This is a genomic window from Enterobacter cloacae complex sp. P43RS (assembly GCF_014930585.1).
GTDB classification, from domain to species: domain Bacteria; phylum Pseudomonadota; class Gammaproteobacteria; order Enterobacterales; family Enterobacteriaceae; genus Enterobacter; species Enterobacter bugandensis.
The window spans coordinates 19,718-40,657 of sequence record NZ_JADBRJ010000016.1 but is presented as its reverse complement, the minus strand read 5'-3'; the positions used below and the strand labels follow the sequence as shown (position 1 = coordinate 40,657).

Genomic DNA, 20,940 nt, shown 5'->3' with positions numbered 1-20,940 from the left:
GCGACTACACTCCTCGCGGCGCTATATACAGGGAAGCTAAAAAAATGATGAAATAGTCTAACACTTTACTTAATTGACATCACCGCCCGCAATCGCAGGGCTATGGTTAACAGAGCTTTCCAGAGATGAAGAAACCCACCCGCGCCCCGGCCGGTCAAATTCGCATTATCGGCGGCCAGTGGCGAGGCCGGAAATTACCGGTGCCGGACAGCCCCGGTTTACGCCCTACAACCGACCGCGTTCGCGAGACGCTGTTTAACTGGCTTGCCCCATCAATGGTAGACGCCCACTGCCTGGACTGCTTCGCCGGAAGCGGTGCCTTAGGGCTGGAAGCGCTGTCGCGCTACGCCGCCAGCGCCACGCTGCTGGAGATGGAGCGCGGCGTTGCGCAGACGCTGCAGCAAAATCTGGCGACGCTGAAGGCGACGAATGCGAAAGTGGTCAACACCAATACGCTGAGTTTCCTCGCGCAGCAGGGTACGCCGCATAACGTGGTCTTTGTCGACCCGCCGTTCCGCAAGGGGTTGCTGGAAGAGACGTTATCCCTGCTGGAGCACAATGGCTGGCTGGCGGATGACGCGCTGATTTATGTAGAAAGCGAAGTGGAAAACGGCCTGCCACCCGTTCCCGTTCACTGGGATCTGCACCGCGAAAAGGTCGCAGGCCAGGTGGCTTATCGTCTGTATCACCGTCAGGCACAAGGAGGATCCGATGCCGGTACTGATTAACCTGGGACGCTTGCTGATGCTGGGCGTCTGGGCATTTTTGATTTTGAATCTGGTGCACCCGTTCCCGCGCCCGTTGAACATCTTTGTTAACGTGGCGCTGATTTTCACCTCGTTCATGCACGCCCTGCAGATGGTGATGCTGAAAAACGGCCTGCCGAAAGATGGCCCGCCGATGACCGGCTGGCAGCAGCTGCGGGTGTTTATTTTCGGCGTGTTTGAACTGCTGGTGTGGATGAAGAAGTTTAAGGCGCAGGTGAAGAAGTAAGGTGCGATGCCCTCACCCTAACCCTCTCCCACTGGGAGAGGGGACCGATCGCGCATTATTCAGCCCTAAAATCTACAAAACGCGACCCTTTATAGCTCAGCGTGCCTTTCTCTCCCACCGTCAGCTGATGGTACTGCTGCGCCTCCAGGCGGAAGGTCATCTCCAGACCGCCGGTTTCCGGCTTAAAGCTGGCTTCATAGCGCATGCCGGTGCCCGCAGGCGTCACCTGCTGCTGGCGAGAGCGGCGGTCGTTAAGCGGTTTTTCGCGTTTGTTCGCCACCACTACGCGCTTTTGCATCAGCGGCGCGGCGTCGTTGTCCGCCTTTTCGCGGCGCTGCTGCACGAAGCGAAACGAGGCGGCAATGACGATAATCGCCACCACGATAATGAAAAACAGCGGCATCTTGCTCATTGAAAAATCCCATCAGATTATGCGGAATTCAGGATACCTCGCCTGCCCCGGCATTGCCAAACGCCCGCTCGCGTCACTACACTGGATCAGAAACTGATTATTCAGCCTCAACAGTTACAGGGAGTTAATATGCTTTGGTCATTTATCGCTGTCTGTTTTTCCGCATGGCTTTATGTCGATGCGTCCTATCGCGGTCCAGCCTGGCAGCGCTGGTTGTTTAAACCCGTCACGCTGCTGTTGCTTCTGCTGCTCGCCTGGCAGGCTCCGATGTTTAACGCCATCAGCTATCTGGTGCTCGCCGGGCTGTGTGCCTCCCTGATTGGTGATGCCTTAACCCTGCTGCCGCGTCAGCGCCTGCTGTATGCCGTGGGGGCATTTTTCCTCTCCCATCTGCTGTATACCATCTACTTTGCCAGCCAGATGACGCTCTCCTTCTTCTGGCCGCTACCGCTGGTGCTGCTGGTGATTGGCGCGCTGCTGATTGCGGTGATCTGGTCGCGTCTGGAAGAGATGCGTCTGCCGGTATGCACGTTTATCGCCATGACGCTGGTGATGGTGTGGCTGGCCGGTGAACTGTGGTTCTTCCGCCCGACATCTCAGGCGATGTCTGCATTCTTCGGCGCGGCGCTGCTGTTAATCGGCAATATCGTCTGGCTGGGCAGCCACTATCGCCGCCGCTTCCGCGCGGATAATGCGATTTCGTCCGCCTGCTACTTTGCCGGGCACTTCCTGATCGTGCGTTCATTGTATATCTAAATAACGCTTGACTCTGGAGTCGACTCCAGAGTGTATGCTGCGGTTAATGAGAAAATTATCATTACCGGAGACTGCCATGTCGACTCCAGAAATTCCAAAAAAAGTCCCACAATTCTCGGCGCTTAAGCTCAGCCCGGTTCCGCCGAAAGACGACTGCTGCTGCGAGGGCGCGTGCGAAACACAGGTCGACGCGCTGCCTGAAAACGGCAACCGCTACAGCTGGGTCGTCAACGGCATGGACTGCGCGGCCTGCGCCCGCAAAGTGGAAAACGCGGTGAGGCAGGTACCGGGCGTGAACCACGCTCAGGTCCTGTTCGCCACCGAAAAGCTGCTGGTTAGTGCCGATAACGACGTCAGCAAACAGGTTGAAGCCGCCGTCAGCAAGGCGGGCTATACCCTGCGCAGCGAAACGGCGCCTGCCGAAAAAACCTCTCCCCTGAAAGAAAACCTGCCCCTTATCACGCTCATCATCATGATGGCCCTGAGCTGGGGTCTGGAGCAGATTAACCACCCGTTCGGTAACCTGGCGTTTATTGCCACTACCCTGGTCGGGCTGTTCCCGATTGCCCGTCAGGCACTGCGCCTGATGAGAAGCGGCAGCTGGTTTGCCATTGAAACGTTGATGAGCGTGGCGGCCATTGGCGCGCTGTTCATTGGCGCGACGGCGGAAGCGGCGATGGTGCTGCTGCTGTTCCTGATCGGCGAACGGCTTGAGGGCTGGGCAGCGAGCCGGGCGCGCAAAGGGGTGAGCGCGCTGATGGCGCTGAAGCCAGAAACCGCCACGCGGGTTAATGAAGGCAAACGTGAAACGGTCGCCATCAACACGCTGCGACCGGGCGACGTGATTGAAGTCGCCGCGGGTGGGCGTCTGCCTGCCGATGGGGCTCTCGTTACCGCCACCGCGAGCTTTGACGAAAGCGCCCTGACCGGTGAATCCATTCCGGTGGAGCGTGCGGCAGGCGAAAAAGTCCCTGCCGGTGCCACCAGCGTCGACCGCCTGGTGCAGCTCAAAGTCCTGTCCGAGCCGGGCGACAGCGCCATCGACCGTATCCTGAAGCTGATTGAAGAAGCCGAGGAGCGCCGCGCGCCGGTCGAACGCTTTATTGACCGCTTCAGCCGGATTTACACCCCCGCCATCATGCTGGTCGCCCTGATGGTTACCGTGATTCCACCGCTGTTCTTCGGCGCGCCGTGGGAGGGCTGGATTTATAAAGGGCTGACCCTGCTGCTGATTGGCTGCCCGTGCGCGCTGGTGATCTCTACGCCCGCGGCGATTACCTCGGGGCTGGCGGCGGCGGCACGTCGCGGGGCGCTGATTAAGGGCGGCGCGGCGCTGGAACAGCTGAGCCAGGTTCAGCACATCGCCTTCGATAAAACCGGCACGCTGACGGTTGGTAAGCCGCAGGTCACCGGCATCTATCCGCAGGACATCAGCGAAGACGAACTGCTGATCATGGCCGCCGCCGTTGAGCAGGGCTCCACTCACCCGCTGGCGCAGGCGATAGTGCGTGAAGCGCAGAGACGCGGGCTGGCTATCCCTTCGGCAACCGCCCAACGGGCGCTGGTCGGGTCAGGGATTGAGGCCGTCGTCGACGGCAAAAAAGTGCTGATTGTTGCGGCGGGCGCGTTCTCTCATCCACAGGTTGAGGCGTTAGAGCAGGCCGGGCAGACGGTCGTTGCCGTGATGCAGGACGGCGTGTCGAAGGGCATGCTGGCACTACGCGACACTCTGCGCGATGACGCCAAAGACGCCGTGGCGGCGCTGCATCAGTTGGGCGTACAGGGCGTGATCCTCACCGGCGATAACCCGCGCGCGGCGGCCGCGATTGCCGACGAGCTGGGGCTGGCGTTTAAGGCCGGATTACTGCCTGCGGACAAGGTCAGCGCGGTAACCGAACTGAACAGCCGCGCGCCGCTGGCGATGGTCGGTGACGGAATTAACGATGCCCCGGCGATGAAGGCCTCAACCATTGGCATTGCCATGGGCAGCGGCACCGACGTGGCGCTGGAGACGGCGGATGCGGCGCTGACGCATAACCGTCTGACCGGGCTGGCGCAGATGATTAGCCTGGCGCGGGCGACGCGCGCCAATATTCGCCAGAACATCGGCATTGCGCTGGGTCTGAAGGGGATATTTCTCGTCACCACGCTGCTCGGCATGACTGGCCTGTGGCTGGCGGTGCTGGCGGATACCGGGGCGACGGTGCTGGTCACGGCTAACGCGTTGAGATTATTACGGCGGAAATAAAAACGCCCGGTAGCGGCTGCGCCTTACCGGGCCAATAACAACTCTGAACCGTAGGCCGGGTAAGGCGCAGCCGCCACCCGGCAAAAAACGGCGTTACTGCATCCCTAACATCCTCGGCAGCCACAATGATATCGCCGGGATATACGTCACCATCCCCAGCACTACCAGCAGGATGCCGTAAAATGGCAGCATCGCCCGCACCACGGTTTCAATCTTCTGCTTACTCACCGCGCTCGCCACAAACAGCACCGATCCGACCGGCGGGGTGATCAGCCCGATCCCCAGGTTAACCATCATGATCATCCCGAAGTGCACCGGGTCGATCCCCAGCGCGTTGGTCACCGGCAGCAGCACCGGCGTCAGGATCAGGATGATCGGCGCCATGTCCATCAGCGTGCCGATCAGCAGCAGCATGATGTTGAGATACATCAGGATCACGTACTTATTATCAGAGAGCGACGTGAAGAACTCGGTGATGCGCATCGGCAGCTGCATGTAGGTCATCACCGCGCCAAACGCCGCGGCAAAGCCGATTAAAATCATCACGATGGTGACGGTTTTCACCGTGCGGCACATCAGCTTCGGCAGTTCGCTCCATTTGTAGTCGCGGTAGATAAACATGGTGACGAAAAACGCCCACAGGCAGGCCACGGCGGCAGATTCGGTGGCGGTAAAAATCCCGGACAAGATCCCGCCGAGGATAATCACCACCGTCATCAGCCCCCACAGGGCATCGAGCATGATTTTCAGCGCCTGTCTGAACGGGATTTTATCCCCCTTCGGGTAGCCGCGTTTGCGGGCGAAGCACAGGCAGAGCACCATCAGGCTCACGCCCAGCAGCAGGCCCGGCAATACGCCCGCGATAAACAGCGTGGCGATAGAGACCGTTCCCCCCGCCGCCAGGGAATAAATCACCGAGTTGTGGCTGGGCGGGATCAGAATCGCCTGCACCGACCCGCTCGCCGTGACCGCCGCCGCGTATTCACGCGGGTAGCCCTTCTTCTCCATCTCCGGGATCATCACGCTGCCGATGGACGCTGTATCCGCCACCGACGAGCCAGAAATCGCGCCGAAGAACGTCGAGGCGACGATGTTCACCAGCGACAGCCCACCGCGGATAAAGCCGACAAACACATAGGCGAAGTTAACCAGCCGTCGGGCAATGCCCCCTTCCGCCATGATCGCTCCGGCAAGGATGAAGAACGGGATCGCCAGCAGAGTAAATTTGTTCACCCCACTGGTGATCTGGATCATCAGCGCCTCCAGCGGTAAATCAATCCACAGCGCACCTGCCACGGCGCTCAGCCCCACGGCGAAGGCCACAGGCATCCCCAGCGCCAGCAAAATGGCGAGGGTGAATAACAAAACAAAAGCATCCATTGTTCACCCCTTAACTGTGATTGCCGATCAGCACGACCGGACGGTTTTCCTGCGCGCCAAACAGCAGGCGTTCAAGCACGAACAGAATCAAAATCGCCGACCCGATCGGCAGCGGCAGGTAGCTTTCGCCGGAAGTCAGGATCGGGAACTCCGCCACCGGCTGCTCCCACAGCTCGACGCACAGCCAGTAGCTGTACCAGAACATCAGACCGGAAATCAGCAGCATCAGCAGATCAACCACACGTGAACACAGCTTTTGCAGCGACGCGGGCAGACGGTCGGTGAGCATATTGACCGCAATATGCGATCCGGCGCGGTAGCTCACCGCCGCGCCGATGAAGGTGAACGTCACCATGCAGATAATGGCGACGGGCTCCGGCCAGGATTCGCCGCGGTTGAGCACGTAGCGTGAAAAGATGCCGATGGGGATGACAATCGTCATCACCAGCAGCGAGACACCCGCCACCGCCATGGCGAGCAGGTACAGACGGTCCATCCACTTCAGGTAGAGTTCGGACATACGTGCTCCGTATTACTGGACGTCAGCGATGGCTTTCATCAGATCCTGATGCTTGTCGCCATACTGGGCGCGCACCGGCTCTGTGGCCTTGATGAATACCGTCTTATCGATATCGTGGAACTGCACGCCGCCCGCCTTCATTTTCGCCAGCGCCTGGTCGTTATACGCATTCCACAGCTTGCGCTGTTCGAACTGCGCTTCACGGGCCAGGGTCAGGATTTTTTGCTGTTCATCAGCGCTCAGCTTGTCCCATTTCACTTTTGAGTAGAGCAGCATTTCCGGGGTGATAAAGTGGCCGCTGAGGGTGTAGTTTTTAGCAACCGGCATGTAGTTGTGGGCGATAAAGGTGGGTGGGTTATTCTCCGCGCCGTCGATCACGCCGGTCTGCATGCCGCTGTAAACCTCGCTAACGCCCATCGCCACCGAGTTCGCCCCCATGTCCTTCAGCGTGGCGAGTGCCACCGGGCTGCCCTGCACGCGGATTTTCTTCCCTTTCAGATCTTCAGGTTTGACGATCGGCTCTTTGGTGATCAGGTTGCGGGTGCCGGAATCCATCCAGCCGAGGAACACCAGGCGGGATTTTGGGTTCGCGGTCAGCTTGTCGCCGATCTGCTTGCCGATATCCCCGTCGATCACTTTATGCATATGATCCTCATCCCGGAAAACGTACGGCAGGGTGAAGACTTCGATATCCGGCAGGATGGCGGCAACCGGCGCCATGGAGACGCGGATCATGTCAATCGCCCCCATCTGCGCCTGCTCAATCATCTGCTTTTCATCCCCCAGCACGCCGCCGGGAAAGACCTTAATCTCCAGCTTGCCGTCGGTTTGTTGTTTGAGTTTTTCACCCATGTGCTGTACCGCGACCACGTTCGGGTAGCCTTCAGGATGCACATCGGCGGCTTTGATGGTTTGGGCAGAAACGGTGCAGGCAAAAGCAGACAGGCACAGCGCGGCCAGTAACGGCTTGAGGGTCGTATTCATTGAGTCAGCTCCAGGGTAGCGATGTCAGCGTTAAAACAGTGTTTTATTTTTTTACGCTTAGAAAATAGACTAGCCCGGGAGAAGCGTAGGTGAAGCGCCTCACAAAAGCGCGAATTTATGAAACGATGGTTTAAATTTGTGAGGGCGGTAATGCAGGGTAACGATGCGGCCATACCCGGCGGGGCATGACCGCGCGTCAATCAGGAAAAATAGCTCATGACCAGGCCTAAAAACAGCACCAGACCGACATAGTTATTGTTCATAAACGCTTTAAAGCAGGCTTCGCGTTCGCGTTTTGCAATCAGCTTTTGCTGGTAGGCAAACAGCAGCCCTGCTACCAGTATCGACCAGTAAAATTCCCAGTTCAGTCCGTTCAGGCGCGCAATCGCGACCATCAGCGCCAGTACCGCAACCTGCAGAATGCCAATGATAAGTTTGTCCTGGCGTCCAAAGAGAATGGCGGTGGATTTAATGCCAATTTTCAGGTCATCGTCGCGGTCAACCATCGCATATTGCGTGTCATACGCTACGGCCCAGAGGATGTTCGCCAGGAACATCAGCCAGCAGCTAAGCGGTAAGGACTCACTAACCGCCGCAAACGCCATCGGAATCGACCAGCCAAACGCCGCCCCCAGCACCACCTGAGGCAGATGGGTGTAGCGCTTCATAAAGGGATAAACCCAGGCCAGTGCGAGCGCCGCGACGGACAGCAGAATCGTCATGGTGTTCAGGGTTAATACCAGCAGGAAAGAGAGCAGCACCAGAACGATGAACAGTACGCGCGCTTCTTTCCCGGTCACCTGGCCGCTGGGTAGCGGGCGGTTGGCAGTGCGCTTTACGTGGCCGTCAAATTTACGATCGGCATAGTCATTCACCACGCAGCCTGCCGCGCGCATCAGCCAGACGCCGGCAACGAATACGCCCAGGATCCACAGCGGCGGCATGCCCGGCGTGGCCACCCACAGCGCCCATAAGGTCGGCCACAGCAGCAGCAACGCGCCAATGGGTTTATCGGTACGCATTAAGCGGTGATACGCCAACAGCTTATTCTGCGTCAGGGTCCACTCCATTTTTTCTTCCTCTTAGTACAACGGTGATGCCGGTAAAAATAGCTCCGTCAGGATTAACGGCTTACCGCTCAGGCGAAGGCGGGAACGGCGCCCCCACAGTTCGGCATCACGCCCAATTTCAATGAAATCCCTGGTCAGCTCAGATGAGGTGAAAAGATAACGTCCCAGCGGCGTTTTCCCCAGCCGCTGCAGCGCCAGCTCAGGCCCGGATAGGGTAGATTCGGGCACCACCGTCCGCCCGGCAAGCCAGGGTTCGCCATCGGCACAGAGCAAAATTTCACGCAGCCAGTAGCGTTCCTCTTGCGGCAACAGCGGCAGCTCGCTGGCGATCTCATCGCCGGAGACAAACCCTTCCTGTATCAGGGTTACCGTGACCGTTTTACCCTGTTGCTCAAAACGTTTTGTCATAGAATCTTCCAGCAGCAACCAGTCCAGCTGCTGCGGATCAAGCGCAGGTATTTGGTCGAAATAGCGCAGCGCACGCAGTTGCGTTAGCGCGGGGTGTGACATGCCAGACTCTCCGATACATAACGTAATGGCATTGTATCGCAGAAACGGGCAATGAGGGGGGGCCAAACGTTATTTAACGATCACTATCGCAACATGGGCGCAACAGCCTGGCGAATACGAAAAAAAGTGCGCCCACTCAGGCGCACTAAACTACTAACAAATCAGCACTGTGGGGAACAGTTACCCCTTGCCTTTTACACTGCTGATAAAGGTGGAACGGGCAGTGGTTGAACCTAAACGTTCGGCTTCATCAAGCAGTTTCAGCGCTTTATCGACATCGCCGCGCTTCACCGCCTGCTTAATGGCGTTGTTGAAGTACTCTTCGGTGTCGTTCAGTACGGGCTCGGCTTTCTTCGCCGGGGCTGGCGCTGCGGCTGGCGCTGCGGCAACTGGCGCGGCATAGGCTGGAGCGGCGGTATTACCGACGGTGACCGGCCCCGGACCAGACGAACCAAACAGCGGGCCAACCAGCACGCTGGAAGCGCTATTGGTGGAGACTTTTAACTTCACCAGACCGTCCGTTGCGTGGCGGGCAATCGGGTCGGGAATATCCGGCACCGCATTGCCGGTACCTTTTGCATACGCTTTTGCCGGATCCACTAACCTGGTGGTTTGCTGCAAATCTTTATCGGTGGTGAATACCAGCACGTAGATTTTTTGCTGACCCAGCGCTGGCGTCAGACGCATCACGCCCTGAAGCCGGTCCGCGCTCATCACGCCGGGCTCCTGATAGGTAAAATACTCGCTCGGGAAGAAGGCAGATGGCGTCATGTTCTGGTCGAGGATCAGCACGTTCGGCGCAAATACGCTGGTCTGTTTATTCACTTCACTGGTCAGCGTCAGGGTCAGCTCGCCAATATTGGCCGGAACGCTGTAGGCAGCAACCGGGCCGGAAATGCCGGGCACATTCAGCTGTTGCCCGCCCGTGGAAAGCTGTGTGGACTGCGTTTTGGATTGATCAACCGGTGTCCAGGTCAGCTGCTGCAGCGCTGCCGTAGGAACAGAAGGCGCCGTGGACGTATTCTGAGGAACAAAATTCACTTCTGCGAACGTTAGCGCCGGCACGCTGGCCAGCAGCCCCGCAGAGAGGTACAGCGCGACGAGACTTTTCTTCATTTTCATTGTTATTACCTCTGATAGCATCAGCTCTGCGGTGGCCAGGCAATAGCGCGCAGGGCCCTAAGGAGAGAGGGGCTTACGCCCCTCTTTCAGGTCATTACGTCAGGTCTTGCGAATTACCACCAGATTTCCATCTGGGCACCGAAGCTCCACTCGTCAGTGTCGCCGCGGCCAAGGCCTGCAGTCTGCATACCGAAGTTGGAGTTATAGTTGGAACTCGTAGAGATCGGGCTACCGGAAGTGTCATAACCCCACTTCTCATCCCACTTGGCGTAGGTTGCGAAGACACGGATTGCAGGACGAGACCAGATGCTGTCGCCAGCCTGCCACTGTTGTGCCAGGGTGATTTTGTACTGGTTGTTGGTTTCGTCAGTTTTCTGAGATTTGACGTTGTCGTAGCCTACTTCCAGCAGGGTGCTCATGATTGGCGTCCATTTGTACATAGGACGCACGCCGACGGTCCACCACTTGGTGCCGTTGTTGTTATCCCAGTCGATATCCTGATACATACCGACGTACATCAGGTCCCAGCTGTCGCCCAGGGAGATTGCACCGTGGTCAAGGATACGCAGCAGGCTACCGTTGTTGTTGATGCCGTATCCGTACAGTTTGCCATCGGAATCGTCATTGCCAAGACCAATGCCCGCGCCCTGGTTCAGACCTTTACCCTGGGAGGTCATAGAGTCCGTTGCGTACTGAACAACGAACTTGTTGAAGCCCTTCAGCATGCTCTGGGTATGTTCTGCGGTGAACATCCAGCCATCTTTCGAAGCTTTTGGCTGCAGGTAGTAATCATCGTTAACGTTGGTGTGACCGTAGTCAACGCCCAGCTCCAGCGTACCGCCCGGGTTGACTTCCATCTGCGCTAAACGCACGTCAAACACGTCGTTCGCGGTGTCGGTGGTGTAGTCACGGATGTTGTTGCTGGCGAAGGTAGAAGAACCGCCTGCTTCAGTGGAGCGGCTGGCTGCCAGAGAGAGTTTACCGAAGCCCAGGTCGATGTTTTCAATACCCGCACCTGGACCGGAAATGTCCCAGTAGTAGAAGTCGATCATGTGGACGTCATGACGCTGATAGAAGCGCTTACCGGCCCAGATGGTGGAGCCAGGCAGCCACTCGATCAGGTTTTTACCCTGCACGTTGGCTTCACGGAAGGCCGGATCAGTGGCTTCCCAGTCATTCTGCTGCGCAACGGAATACGCGACGTTAGTGTCGAAATAGAAGCTCTTATCGCCCTCTTTCCACACTTCCTGGCCCAGCTTCAATTCCGCATAGGTTTCACATTCGTTACCCAGACGGTATTTACTTTGAGCACCCGTTGCCTGGAAGCACTGCTGGGCACCGCCACTCCCGGTCCAGCCAATGCCGGAACGAGCATAACCTTTAAAGTCCACGGCGCCAGCCTGGGCAGACAGGATGCCTGCCGCAATGGCGACCGCCAGAGGGACTTGTTTGCGCAGAGTAATCATCATTCTATCTCCTGAGATCATTGCTTTTCTTTGAACACTTCACCTGTCGGTTTCGTGTCTTCTTTTGGGATTGCTTAAACGCCTGGCTCTTTGTGCAGCCGACGACATGCGGTGCCATCCTCACGGAACAGATGGCAACGCTCTGGCGGCAAGCCGATAGCGAATGTGGCACCCTCTTCTACCAACACCACGTCATTCTGGCGGTAGACCAGGTTCTGACGGATGGCGGGGATCTGGATATGAATCTGTGTTTCGTGACCAAGCTGTTCGACGACCTGAACTTCACCTTCCAGCGTCACATCCGCAATGTGGCTTGGCAGTAGATGCTCAGGACGGATACCGAGGGACATATTTGCCCCAACCTGTACGTTGGCGCTGTCGACCGGCAGCCAGACCTGCTGGCGGTTTGGCAGCTCCACCTGTACCTGTTCAATGGCTGTCGCCGTCACTTTAACGGGCAGGAAGTTCATCTTTGGCGAGCCAATGAAGCCCGCAACAAAGCGGTCTGCCGGGTAGTGATACAGCTCCAGCGGTTTGCCCACCTGCGCCACGCGACCGGCGTCCAGCACCACGATTTTGTCGGCGAGGGTCATCGCTTCGACCTGATCGTGGGTGACGTAAATCATCGTGCGGCCAAGACGCTTGTGCAGACGGGAGATTTCAATACGCATCTGGACGCGCAGGGCGGCATCCAGGTTAGAGAGAGGTTCATCAAGCAGGAACACGCGCGGCTCGGCCACCAGCGTACGGCCAATCGCCACGCGCTGACGCTGACCGCCGGAAAGCGCTTTCGGTTTACGCTCCAGCAGGTGCGCCAGCTGCAACACTTCAGCCACCTGCGTGACGCGCTGGTTAATGACCTCTTTTTTCGCCCCGGCCAGCTTCAGGCCAAAGGACATGTTCTCGGCAACGGAAAGATGGGGATAAAGCGCATAAGACTGGAACACCATGCCTACGCCGCGTTCGGCTGGCGGGATGTCGTTCATTCGGGTATCACCGATTAGCAGGTCGCCACTGGTGATAGTTTCAAGACCGGCAATCATACGCAGCAGAGTTGATTTACCACAGCCTGATGGGCCGACAAACACCACAAACTCGCCTTCAGTGATGTCCAGATTGATGTCTTTCGACACCACTACGTCGCCCCAGGCTTTCGTTACATTACGCAGCTGTACGCTCGCCATGCCCTTCTCCCTTCGTTACAACCTGTCACCGACAGAAACATTCAAGATAAGTTCACTATGGGGTATCCATTACTTTCGTGAATCCTCCACCCCCCGCCTTTTTTATGGGGGAGGAGGCGGGAGGATGAGAGAGCAGGCTCTGCGACCGCAGCCGGGGGGCTGAGGCGAAATTCGTGAAGCCGCCTGCAAAATTCGGTGGGTTTTTATGTGCGCCAGCACTCATAACTTAAATTTATGCGACGGAGATCACACAAACGGGGGGTGGGGCGTAGGGGTTGGGAGGATGGAAAGAGGATGTCAAATAAGGAGACTGAGTCACGTTGAACCACCTTATGTATCCACGAGCACATCACCAAAAAGGATGGCAGATATGAATATCAAGACTGGCGCACGCGTTTTCGCATTGTCCGCCCTTGCAGCAATGATGGTTTCCGCCCCAGCGCTCGCCAAAATTGAAGAAGGCAAGCTGGTTATCTGGATTAACGGCGACAAGGGCTATAACGGCCTGGCCGAAGTGGGCAAAAAATTCGAGAAAGACACCGGTATCAAAGTCACCGTAGAGCACCCGGACAAACTGGAAGAGAAATTCCCACAGGTTGCAGCAACCGGCGACGGCCCGGACATCATCTTCTGGGCACACGACCGTTTCGGCGGTTACGCGCAGTCTGGCCTGCTGGCTGAAGTCACGCCAGACAAAGCTTTCCAGGACAAACTGTTCCCGTTCACCTGGGACGCCGTTCGCTATAACGGCAAGCTGATCGCCTACCCAATCGCGGTTGAAGCCCTGTCACTGATTTACAACAAAGACCTGGTGCCAAACCCACCGAAAACCTGGGAAGAGATCCCGAAACTGGATAAAGAGCTGAAGGCGAAAGGTAAATCCGCCCTGATGTTCAACCTGCAAGAGCCGTACTTCACCTGGCCGCTGATTGCTGCCGACGGCGGCTACGCGTTCAAGTTTGAAAACGGCAAATATGACGTGAAAGACGTGGGCGTGGACAACGCGGGCGCGAAAAAAGGCCTGACCTTCCTGGTTGACCTGATTAAGAACAAACACATGAACGCGGATACCGACTACTCCATCGCGGAAGCGGCGTTCAACAAAGGCGAAACCGCGATGACCATCAACGGTCCGTGGGCCTGGACCAATATCGACAAGAGCAAAATCAACTACGGCGTGACCCTGCTGCCAACCTTCAACGGCAAGCCGTCTAAACCGTTCGTGGGCGTGCTGAGCGCGGGCATCAACGCCGCCAGCCCGAACAAAGAGCTGGCGAAAGAGTTCCTGGAAAACTACCTGCTGACCGATCAGGGTCTGGGTGAAGTGAACAAGGACAAACCGCTGGGCGCCGTGGCGCTGAAATCCTTCCAGGATCAGCTGGCAAAAGATCCACGCATCGCGGCAACCATGGATAACGCTCAGAAAGGCGAAATCATGCCAAACATCCCACAGATGGCCGCGTTCTGGTACGCCACCCGTACCGCCGTCATCAACGCTGCAAGCGGTCGCCAGACTGTCGATGCCGCGCTGAAGGATGCTCAGGGTCGTATTACTAAGTAAGAAGAAAACGGCGGGTGGCGCGTGCGCTTACCCGCCCTACGACTACGGCACGATCCGTAGGTCAGGTAAGCGCAGCGCCACCTGACGAAAAGTTTCCACCGTTGTAGAGGAAGAACCCCATGGATGTCATTAAAAAGAAGCACTGGTGGCAAAGCGACGCGCTGAAGTGGTCAGCGATCGGTCTGCTGTGTCTGCTGGTGGGTTACCTTGTTGTTTTAATGTACGTACAAGGGGAATATCTGTTCGCCATCATGACGCTGATCTTAAGCTCTGCTGGCCTGTATATTTTCGCCAACCGTAAAGCCTATGCCTGGCGCTATGTCTACCCGGGCGTGGCCGGGATGGGGCTGTTTGTCCTGTTCCCGCTGATCTGCACCATCGCCATTGCGTTCACCAACTACAGCAGCACCAACCAGCTCGCGCAGGAGCGCGCCACACAGGTGCTTCTGGATCGCTCTTATCAGGCGGGTAAAACCTTTAACTTCGGCCTGTATCCTGCAGGTGACGAGTGGAAGTTAGCACTCACTGACGGTGAGAGCGGCAAAAACTATCTTTCCGACGCGTTCAAATTTGGCGGCGAGCAAAAGCTGATCTTAAAAGAGGCCGCGGCCCTGCCGGAGGGTGAACGTGCGAACCTGCGTATCATTACCCAGAATCGCCAGGCGCTGACCCAGCTCACCGCCGTGCTGCCCGATGAAAGCAAAGTGACCATGAGCTCGCTGCGCCAGTTTTCCGGCACGCAGCCGCTATATACCCTGGCGGACGACGGCACGCTGACCAACAACCAGAGCGGCGTGAAGTACCGTCCGAATAACGACATTGGTTTTTATCAATCTGTAAATGCCGATGGCAAATGGGGTGATGACAAGCTCAGCCCTGGCTATACCGTCACCATCGGCTGGGACAACTTTACCCGCGTGTTTACCGACGAAGGTATCCAGAAACCGTTCTTCGCCATCTTCGTCTGGACGGTGGTCTTCTCGGTGCTGACGGTGATCCTGACCGTTGCCGTAGGCATGGTGCTGGCCTGCCTCGTGCAGTGGGAGTCCCTGAAAGGCAAAGCGATTTACCGCGTGCTGCTGATTCTGCCTTACGCCGTACCGTCGTTTATCTCGATTCTGATTTTCAAAGGGCTGTTTAACCAGAGCTTCGGTGAAATCAACATGATGCTGAGCGCGCTGTTCGGTATCAAACCGGCCTGGTTCAGCGACCCGACCACCGCCCGCTCGATGATTATCATCGTCAACACCTGGCTGGGCTATCCGTACATGATGATCCTGTGCATGGGGCTGCTGAAGGCGATTCCGGACGATCTGTATGAAGCCTCGGCGATGGACGGCGCGGGTCCGTTCCAGAACTTCTTTAAAATTACGCTGCCGCTGCTTATTAAGCCGCTGACGCCGCTGATGATTGCCAGCTTCGCCTTTAACTTTAACAACTTCGTGCTGATTCAGCTGTTGACCAACGGCGGCCCGGACCGTCTCGGCACCACCACGCCGGCAGGCTATACCGACCTGCTCGTGAGCTACACCTACCGTATCGCCTTTGAAGGCGGCGGCGGCCAGGACTTTGGTCTGGCGGCGGCGATTGCCACCCTGATCTTCCTGCTGGTTGGCGCTCTGGCGATTGTGAACCTGAAAGCCACACGTATGAAATTTGATTAAGGAGGGCACTGAACATGGCAATGGTACAACCCAAATCTCAGAAGCTGCGCCTCCTCGCGACGCACTTAGGCCTGCTGATTTTCATCGCGGCCATCATGTTCCCGCTGCTGATGGTTATCGCCATCTCCCTGCGTTCGGGTAACTTTGCGACCGGGAGCCTGATCCCGGATGAAATCTCAGGGGAGCACTGGAAGCTCGCGCTGGGCTTCAGCGTGGAGCACGCCGATGGCCGCGTCACCCCGCCGCCGTTCCCGGTGCTGCTGTGGCTGTGGAACTCGGTGAAGGTAGCAACCATCACCGCGATCGGCATCGTGACGCTCTCCACCACCTGTGCTTATGCCTTCGCCCGCATGCGTTTCCCGGGCAAAGCAACGCTGCTGAAAGGCATGCTGATTTTCCAGATGTTCCCGGCGGTGCTGTCGCTGGTGGCGCTGTATGCCCTGTTTGACCGTCTGGGCCAGTACGTGCCGTTTATTGGCCTGAATACCCACGGCGGCGTGATCTTTGCCTATCTCGGCGGTATTGCCCTGCATGTGTGGACCATCAAAGGCTATTTCGAAACCATCGACGGCTCGCTGGAAGAGGCGGCGTCGCTGGATGGCGCTACCCCGTGGCAGGCGTTCCGTCTGGTGCTGTTGCCGCTGTCAGTGCCGATTCTGGCGGTGGTGTTTATCCTGTCGTTTATCGCGGCGATCACCGAAGTACCGGTCGCCTCACTGTTACTGCGCGATGTGAACAGCTACACCCTGGCCGTAGGTATGCAGCAATACCTCAACCCGCAAAACTACCTGTGGGGCGACTTTGCCGCGGCGGCCGTACTGTCTGCCATCCCGATTACCGTGGTGTTCCTGCTGGCCCAGCGCTGGCTGGTGAATGGCCTGACGGCGGGCGGCGTGAAAGGTTAAGTTTCATCTGTTATGCCACTGCAACCCTCAACTTTAGACGTATTGTATTGACCCAACTTGTGACTGTTGTTAGGCGGCCTCCGGGCCGCCATTTTTTTATTCGCGTTTCAGCCGCTTCGAATTACACAGCCAGAGGGTGATCACCAGCAGCAGGATCGCCGCCGAGTAGATCAGCACGTCGAGCGGGGATTTATGATCGACAATGATCAGTCGCACAATGGCGGTGATGCCAATGTAGACAAAATAGCGCAGCGGGAAGTGAAAGCCGGACTGGAAGTACTTCACAATCAGGGCGATAAATTCAAAGTAGAGAAAGTAGACCACCAGACCTTCCACCAGTGCATATTTGCTGGTTTGCTCAGGGGCGAACAGCACATCCGCCAGATGCACCGTCTCTTTGCCGAGAAAGACGACCAGGATCAGGCCAAGGCTCAGCAGACCGAGGTTCAGCACGGTCTGGAGTATCGTTGAGATAAACTCAACGCGCGGGCGAGTCAGGGATGTCATACAGCACCTCATTCTCCAGGACGAGATTCCTGTATAACGCAAAAATGTGACGGGGATCTATATTTTTTGTTTATGTTTGGCGCATTCGCCCGCTGGCGCTGCGCTTACCGGGCCTACAAAAACCGTAGGCCGGGCAAACGCATTGCCGCCCGGCGTGAAGCATCAGCGGAAGTTAATGTTCTTATCGCTGGTCATGTCGTACAGCTGGAACTTACGCCCAAGCTGCTGACCACCGTCACGCGTCAGCGGTGTCCAGCCCACTGCCGCACGGCTGCGGGTCGGACCGGATGAGAACAGATCCAGCGGAATCGACACGTAAACCCCTTTGGTGAAGTCCCCTTCCCCGTACTCGTCCGGCGAGACGTTGGTGATGGTGGCGTAGCCGCCCACCACGACGCCGCTGTCGAAGTGTTTGGAGATATCCAGCGTGCCGCCCTTGTCGCCCGCCAGATACTGGCCGACGCTGGCTTTCACCAGCACGTCCTGCGCGAACGAAGGCGTCCAGTAGGCGGTCAGGTGGCCGGTTTTGACGCTGTAGTCGGTGAACTTCATCATGTCCTGCGCGCTGCGCCAGTCACGCTGCTTAACGTAGTTGGCATCAATCCCGAACGCCCAGTTGCTGTCGACGGGACGATACAGCACCTCCGCCCCCGCGCCGCCGAACATAGTCTCCAGGTAGCCTCCGTAAACCTGGCCGTAGAAGCCGTTGCCGAAGTACTGGAAGTAGTTGGCCTGCAGGTTATTCACGTAGACATCGTTCTGCACGTATTCACGCACGCGGGTACGCACGCGCGGCAGCTTCGAGTCGTTCGGCGGGTTCGTGTAGTTAAACTTGTCGTAGTTGTTCGCAATGTTGCCGAACAGGCTGCCGGTGGTCAGCAGGTGGTCGGTGACCCACAGATCCGCCGTCGCCATCGCACCCAGCTGATACATGTAGAAGTTTTCCGGCCCGCCGACGGACTGGTTCAGTACCGGATCGATATGGAAATCAAAGCGCGATTTATCGATATACCAGCCCTGCTCGGTGGTTTCCGGCACGATCGGCTCTACGCGTTTTTGCACCAGCTCGGTTTCATGCCCGAGCGGTTCGCCTTCAAGATGGCGCTTGAGGCTGGCGACATCGGTTTCGGTGGTGACCTGCGGCAGATTCAGGCGGTTCTCCGTCACGCGGATCGTGCGGATCCCGTCCGGGAGATCGTTCATCACGATCCGGTTGGCGCGTTCGATCCCTTCACGCGAGTCGCGGTATTTCACTTGCTCGCCGGTGACGTACAGCGTATCACCTTTCACCTGAATTTTCGGATCGGCCAGACCGGCGTTGTATTTCAGCAGCGTCAGCTGGTTTGCCACCACGGAGTGCTGCAGAATCGCATCCTGCGGCTCCGGCCGGTAGGCAGGCCGCGCGTTATCGTTGTAGTGCGGCCGCATGTCGTTGAAGTTGGTGCGCAGCGTGAAGCCAAACATCACCGTGTTGCCACGCTCGTAGCTGAGGTTAACGTCGGCCCAGTCGGTGACGCGATAAATGGCGCCGACGTTAAACTTGCTCTTCTGCTCAATCTTCCCGGCGAAGTCCTGCGAGTAGTCGTTCCCTTCGTACTCCAGCTTCAGGCGCAGCGGCTGCCACGGCGTCTGGTATTCCACGCCACCGAACAGCGAGGCCGGGCCGTGGAACATCTGGTCGCCGTTGATGGAACCGGCTTTCTTGTAGCTGTTATCGCGGTAGCAGTATTTATCGCTGTAGGTACAGAACGGGTTTTTAACGTTGCCGCTGGTGCCGAGATAGCCCCAGCCAAGACCGAGAGAAAAATCAAACGGTCCCCAGGCCTTGCTGGCCACGATGTATTCCGCGTCGAACAGGCCGGTACCGCCGATATCTTTTGCACCCACGGAGACCTGCGGCATCCAGTAGCTCTCTTCCCACAGGCGCAGCTTGACGTCGAAGGCTTTATCTTTGTAGGTCTGATCGCCGGAGAAGGCGTCGACGCTGCTGTACTGTTTCGTACGCACGTCGGTGTAGCGCAGCGTGGTTTCAAGCCACGGGAAAAGCTGTACGGAGGCAGAATAGTAGCGATACTGGTCGTTATCGCGGTAGTTAAGGCTAATTTCCCCTTCACGCGCCATGCGCGCGGTAGGCGTTTGCAGTAAACCGACGCCGCCGAAGTCTGACTGAGACGGGCCAACAGGTGCCGGATACGTTTCTGCATGGCAGGCGGCGCTTACGCAGAGCGCCAGCATGCTGTAGAGATAGGTTCTTTTCATTCTTCCGGTATCCGCTGTGTCAGGGAGTGAAGGATATCGGCGTTAAGCCCGTCATATGCCTTCGTCCAGAAATGGTCGGCAAAACCGACAAAAATGATGCTGCCCGGCATGGGTTCGATATGGCGTTTATTCCAGTACGCCACCGGCGCTTTTTGCGTATGCCCGTCTGGAAAAATAATCCATGCGTAGCTGTTATCCGCGCCGCTCAGCAGGCTTTGTTCGTCGAGATAGCTCGCCACGTCGCGACCGGGCGTAAAGAGCTTTTTACCGGGGCTGCTGATAAGCCCCATCACGGTCACCGTCGTCGGCTTCACCGGAAGCCAGAGGGTGTATTCCCCTTCAAGCGTGGGGTTGCCCTTTTCCGTGACGCGCACTTCATCTGGATCAAGATTGACTTTCTGGCGGCCTGTCACTTTCAGCGCCTGAAGCTGCTGGCGAACGCTGTTAATGGCCGCGGCATCGTCGCCGTCTTCCTGCTCCGCTAGGCTCGTCAGGCGGGCCAGCAGGGCACGGTGTTCCTGCTCCGCCTTAACCGTCGCCTGACGCTCGCCGATCACCGCTCCCGGCCACCAGCTGTTGGCAAGCCTTGGCTGCCCGACGAGATCGTGCAGATGCTCGGCGTTGGTTAAGGTTTTGGGTTTTTCACTGTCCGGCGTGTAGACCTTTACCGTTCCTGCGGACCACGCCAGCGGCGCGGCAAGGCTGACGAGAAGCGCAGCGTGGATGAGCGTTTTCATGATTTCGCCGCCTTGATCAGGGTGGTTTTCACCGGGAAGAAACCGGCACCGAGATACTGCAAGGACTGACGGATCTGCCCATCCTCGTCGATCCAGAAGCGGTTATGCCAGGTGGCCTGGTCGGTTGTCACCTTCTCATCCAATACGCGCACCTGAGTTTCGTCGCTGCCGACTTTCACGCTGTCCGTACCGTCCCAGCGGAAGGTGGAGCGGGCCGTGGCGTAGCGCACCTGCTTGTGCTCGGTCCAGCCCATCGTGCGCGTCCAGCTTGCGCCGTCGACGATCTGATTTGGCTTGATGAGCGGGTCTTCGGCGAGATTATTCACCTCGAGCAAGTTGTCGCCGCCGAGCAGCGTTTTCACGATTCGGGCATGCTGCGTGACGATGGTGGCCTGATCCTGCGTCACCCATTTCTGCTGCCCGTTTTCATCGAAAGCGAGCACCACAAACAGCTGCGGGCCATCGTTTAGCTGCATGTACTGGCTGGCGTACGGCATGTTCTGAAGTTCGTCATCGGTCAGATGAACGCCCGGCGTGCCGAACAGGCTTTCCCACAGTGAATGTCCCAGCCCTTTGGTGGTGGCTGAGCACGCCTGCAACAGCAGGCAAATCAGAATGATTGCAGGTCGCTTCACGACTCTTCTCCGAAGGGGCGAAATAAC

General features: G+C 57.6%; 20 protein-coding genes. 7 read left to right on the top strand and 13 right to left on the bottom strand.

Annotated features, from left to right (window positions below; genetic code table 11):
* Positions 1 to 125 precede the first annotated feature (125 nt).
* Both rsmD and IM294_RS20870 read left to right on the top strand, forming a co-directional pair.
* Complete coding sequence (rsmD, locus tag IM294_RS20875; RefSeq protein WP_028015140.1) at positions 126 to 728, top strand: 16S rRNA (guanine(966)-N(2))-methyltransferase; 603 nt, start codon at positions 126 to 128, stop codon at positions 726 to 728.
* Positions 712 to 993, top strand: coding sequence for a DUF1145 family protein (locus IM294_RS20870; RefSeq protein WP_014882110.1), 282 nt, complete (start codon positions 712 to 714; stop codon positions 991 to 993). The genes rsmD and IM294_RS20870 overlap by 17 nt, the downstream gene beginning before the upstream one ends.
* Positions 994 to 1,048: 55 nt before the next feature.
* Here IM294_RS20870 and IM294_RS20865 read toward each other — a convergent pair whose 3' ends face one another.
* Positions 1,049 to 1,405 (bottom strand): DUF2500 domain-containing protein, encoded by a 357-nt coding sequence (locus tag IM294_RS20865; RefSeq protein WP_049137671.1) that lies wholly within the window; start codon positions 1,403 to 1,405, stop codon positions 1,049 to 1,051.
* A gap of 129 nt (positions 1,406 to 1,534) precedes the next feature.
* Here IM294_RS20865 and IM294_RS20860 point away from each other — a divergent pair, with 129 nt between their 5' ends.
* Both IM294_RS20860 and zntA read left to right on the top strand, forming a co-directional pair.
* The gene (locus IM294_RS20860) at positions 1,535 to 2,161 is read left to right on the top strand and encodes a lysoplasmalogenase (RefSeq protein WP_028015138.1); all 627 of its coding nucleotides are present in this window, start codon (positions 1,535 to 1,537) and stop codon (positions 2,159 to 2,161) included.
* Between the two features lie 76 nt (positions 2,162 to 2,237).
* Entirely contained in the window at positions 2,238 to 4,409 is a 2,172-nt protein-coding gene (gene zntA / locus IM294_RS20855) for a Zn(II)/Cd(II)/Pb(II) translocating P-type ATPase ZntA (protein ID WP_126818788.1), read from the top strand.
* A 93-nt stretch (positions 4,410 to 4,502) separates the two neighbouring features.
* Here the strand turns inward: zntA and IM294_RS20850 are convergent, their stop codons facing one another.
* From IM294_RS20850 to malK, 8 genes are all read right to left on the bottom strand, one after another.
* Complete coding sequence (locus IM294_RS20850) at positions 4,503 to 5,789, bottom strand: TRAP transporter large permease (protein ID WP_045260960.1); 1,287 nt, start codon at positions 5,787 to 5,789, stop codon at positions 4,503 to 4,505.
* 10 nt (positions 5,790 to 5,799) lie between these two features.
* The gene (locus IM294_RS20845) at positions 5,800 to 6,309 is read right to left on the bottom strand and encodes a TRAP transporter small permease (RefSeq protein ID WP_069733693.1); all 510 of its coding nucleotides are present in this window, start codon (positions 6,307 to 6,309) and stop codon (positions 5,800 to 5,802) included.
* Positions 6,310 to 6,321: 12 nt separating this feature from the next.
* Positions 6,322 to 7,293, bottom strand: coding sequence for a TRAP transporter substrate-binding protein (locus IM294_RS20840; protein ID WP_028015134.1), 972 nt, complete (start codon positions 7,291 to 7,293; stop codon positions 6,322 to 6,324).
* 200 nt (positions 7,294 to 7,493) lie between these two features.
* Positions 7,494 to 8,363, bottom strand: coding sequence for a 4-hydroxybenzoate octaprenyltransferase (gene ubiA / locus IM294_RS20835; protein ID WP_028015133.1), 870 nt, complete (start codon positions 8,361 to 8,363; stop codon positions 7,494 to 7,496).
* 12 nt (positions 8,364 to 8,375) lie between these two features.
* On the bottom strand, positions 8,376 to 8,873 hold the full coding sequence (ubiC, locus tag IM294_RS20830) for a chorismate lyase (RefSeq protein WP_014882105.1): 498 nt from the start codon (positions 8,871 to 8,873) through the stop codon (positions 8,376 to 8,378).
* A gap of 180 nt (positions 8,874 to 9,053) precedes the next feature.
* Positions 9,054 to 9,995, bottom strand: coding sequence for a maltose operon protein MalM (malM, locus tag IM294_RS20825; RefSeq protein WP_063155640.1), 942 nt, complete (start codon positions 9,993 to 9,995; stop codon positions 9,054 to 9,056).
* Positions 9,996 to 10,108: 113 nt separating this feature from the next.
* Positions 10,109 to 11,464, bottom strand: coding sequence for a maltoporin (locus IM294_RS20820; protein ID WP_047366843.1), 1,356 nt, complete (start codon positions 11,462 to 11,464; stop codon positions 10,109 to 10,111).
* Between the two features lie 71 nt (positions 11,465 to 11,535).
* The gene (gene malK / locus IM294_RS20815) at positions 11,536 to 12,645 is read right to left on the bottom strand and encodes a maltose/maltodextrin ABC transporter ATP-binding protein MalK (RefSeq protein WP_028015130.1); all 1,110 of its coding nucleotides are present in this window, start codon (positions 12,643 to 12,645) and stop codon (positions 11,536 to 11,538) included.
* Between the two features lie 370 nt (positions 12,646 to 13,015).
* Between malK and malE the strand changes: the two genes are divergently transcribed.
* The 3 genes from malE (at position 13,016) to malG (ending at position 16,775) form a co-directional block, all read left to right on the top strand.
* Complete coding sequence (gene malE, locus IM294_RS20810; RefSeq protein WP_032644952.1) at positions 13,016 to 14,206, top strand: maltose/maltodextrin ABC transporter substrate-binding protein MalE; 1,191 nt, start codon at positions 13,016 to 13,018, stop codon at positions 14,204 to 14,206.
* 119 nt (positions 14,207 to 14,325) lie between these two features.
* Entirely contained in the window at positions 14,326 to 15,870 is a 1,545-nt protein-coding gene (malF, locus tag IM294_RS20805) for a maltose ABC transporter permease MalF (RefSeq protein WP_126818789.1), read from the top strand.
* Between the two features lie 14 nt (positions 15,871 to 15,884).
* Positions 15,885 to 16,775, top strand: a complete 891-nt coding sequence (gene malG, locus IM294_RS20800; RefSeq protein WP_126818790.1) for a maltose ABC transporter permease MalG — start codon at positions 15,885 to 15,887, stop codon at positions 16,773 to 16,775.
* Between the two features lie 96 nt (positions 16,776 to 16,871).
* Here the strand turns inward: malG and psiE are convergent, their stop codons facing one another.
* The 4 genes from psiE to IM294_RS20780 all read right to left on the bottom strand — a co-directional run bounded on the left by psiE (position 16,872) and on the right by IM294_RS20780 (position 20,913).
* Positions 16,872 to 17,282, bottom strand: coding sequence for a phosphate-starvation-inducible protein PsiE (gene psiE, locus IM294_RS20795; RefSeq protein WP_000202963.1), 411 nt, complete (start codon positions 17,280 to 17,282; stop codon positions 16,872 to 16,874).
* Positions 17,283 to 17,444: 162 nt separating this feature from the next.
* The gene (locus IM294_RS20790; protein WP_028015126.1) at positions 17,445 to 19,541 is read right to left on the bottom strand and encodes a YjbH domain-containing protein; all 2,097 of its coding nucleotides are present in this window, start codon (positions 19,539 to 19,541) and stop codon (positions 17,445 to 17,447) included.
* On the bottom strand, positions 19,538 to 20,278 hold the full coding sequence (locus IM294_RS20785; protein ID WP_126818791.1) for a capsule biosynthesis GfcC D2 domain-containing protein: 741 nt from the start codon (positions 20,276 to 20,278) through the stop codon (positions 19,538 to 19,540). Before IM294_RS20785 ends, IM294_RS20790 begins: the two co-directional genes overlap by 4 nt.
* Positions 20,275 to 20,913 (bottom strand): YjbF family lipoprotein, encoded by a 639-nt coding sequence (locus IM294_RS20780; protein WP_048959331.1) that lies wholly within the window; start codon positions 20,911 to 20,913, stop codon positions 20,275 to 20,277. Before IM294_RS20780 ends, IM294_RS20785 begins: the two co-directional genes overlap by 4 nt.
* Between the last annotated feature and the right edge of the window lie 27 nt (positions 20,914 to 20,940).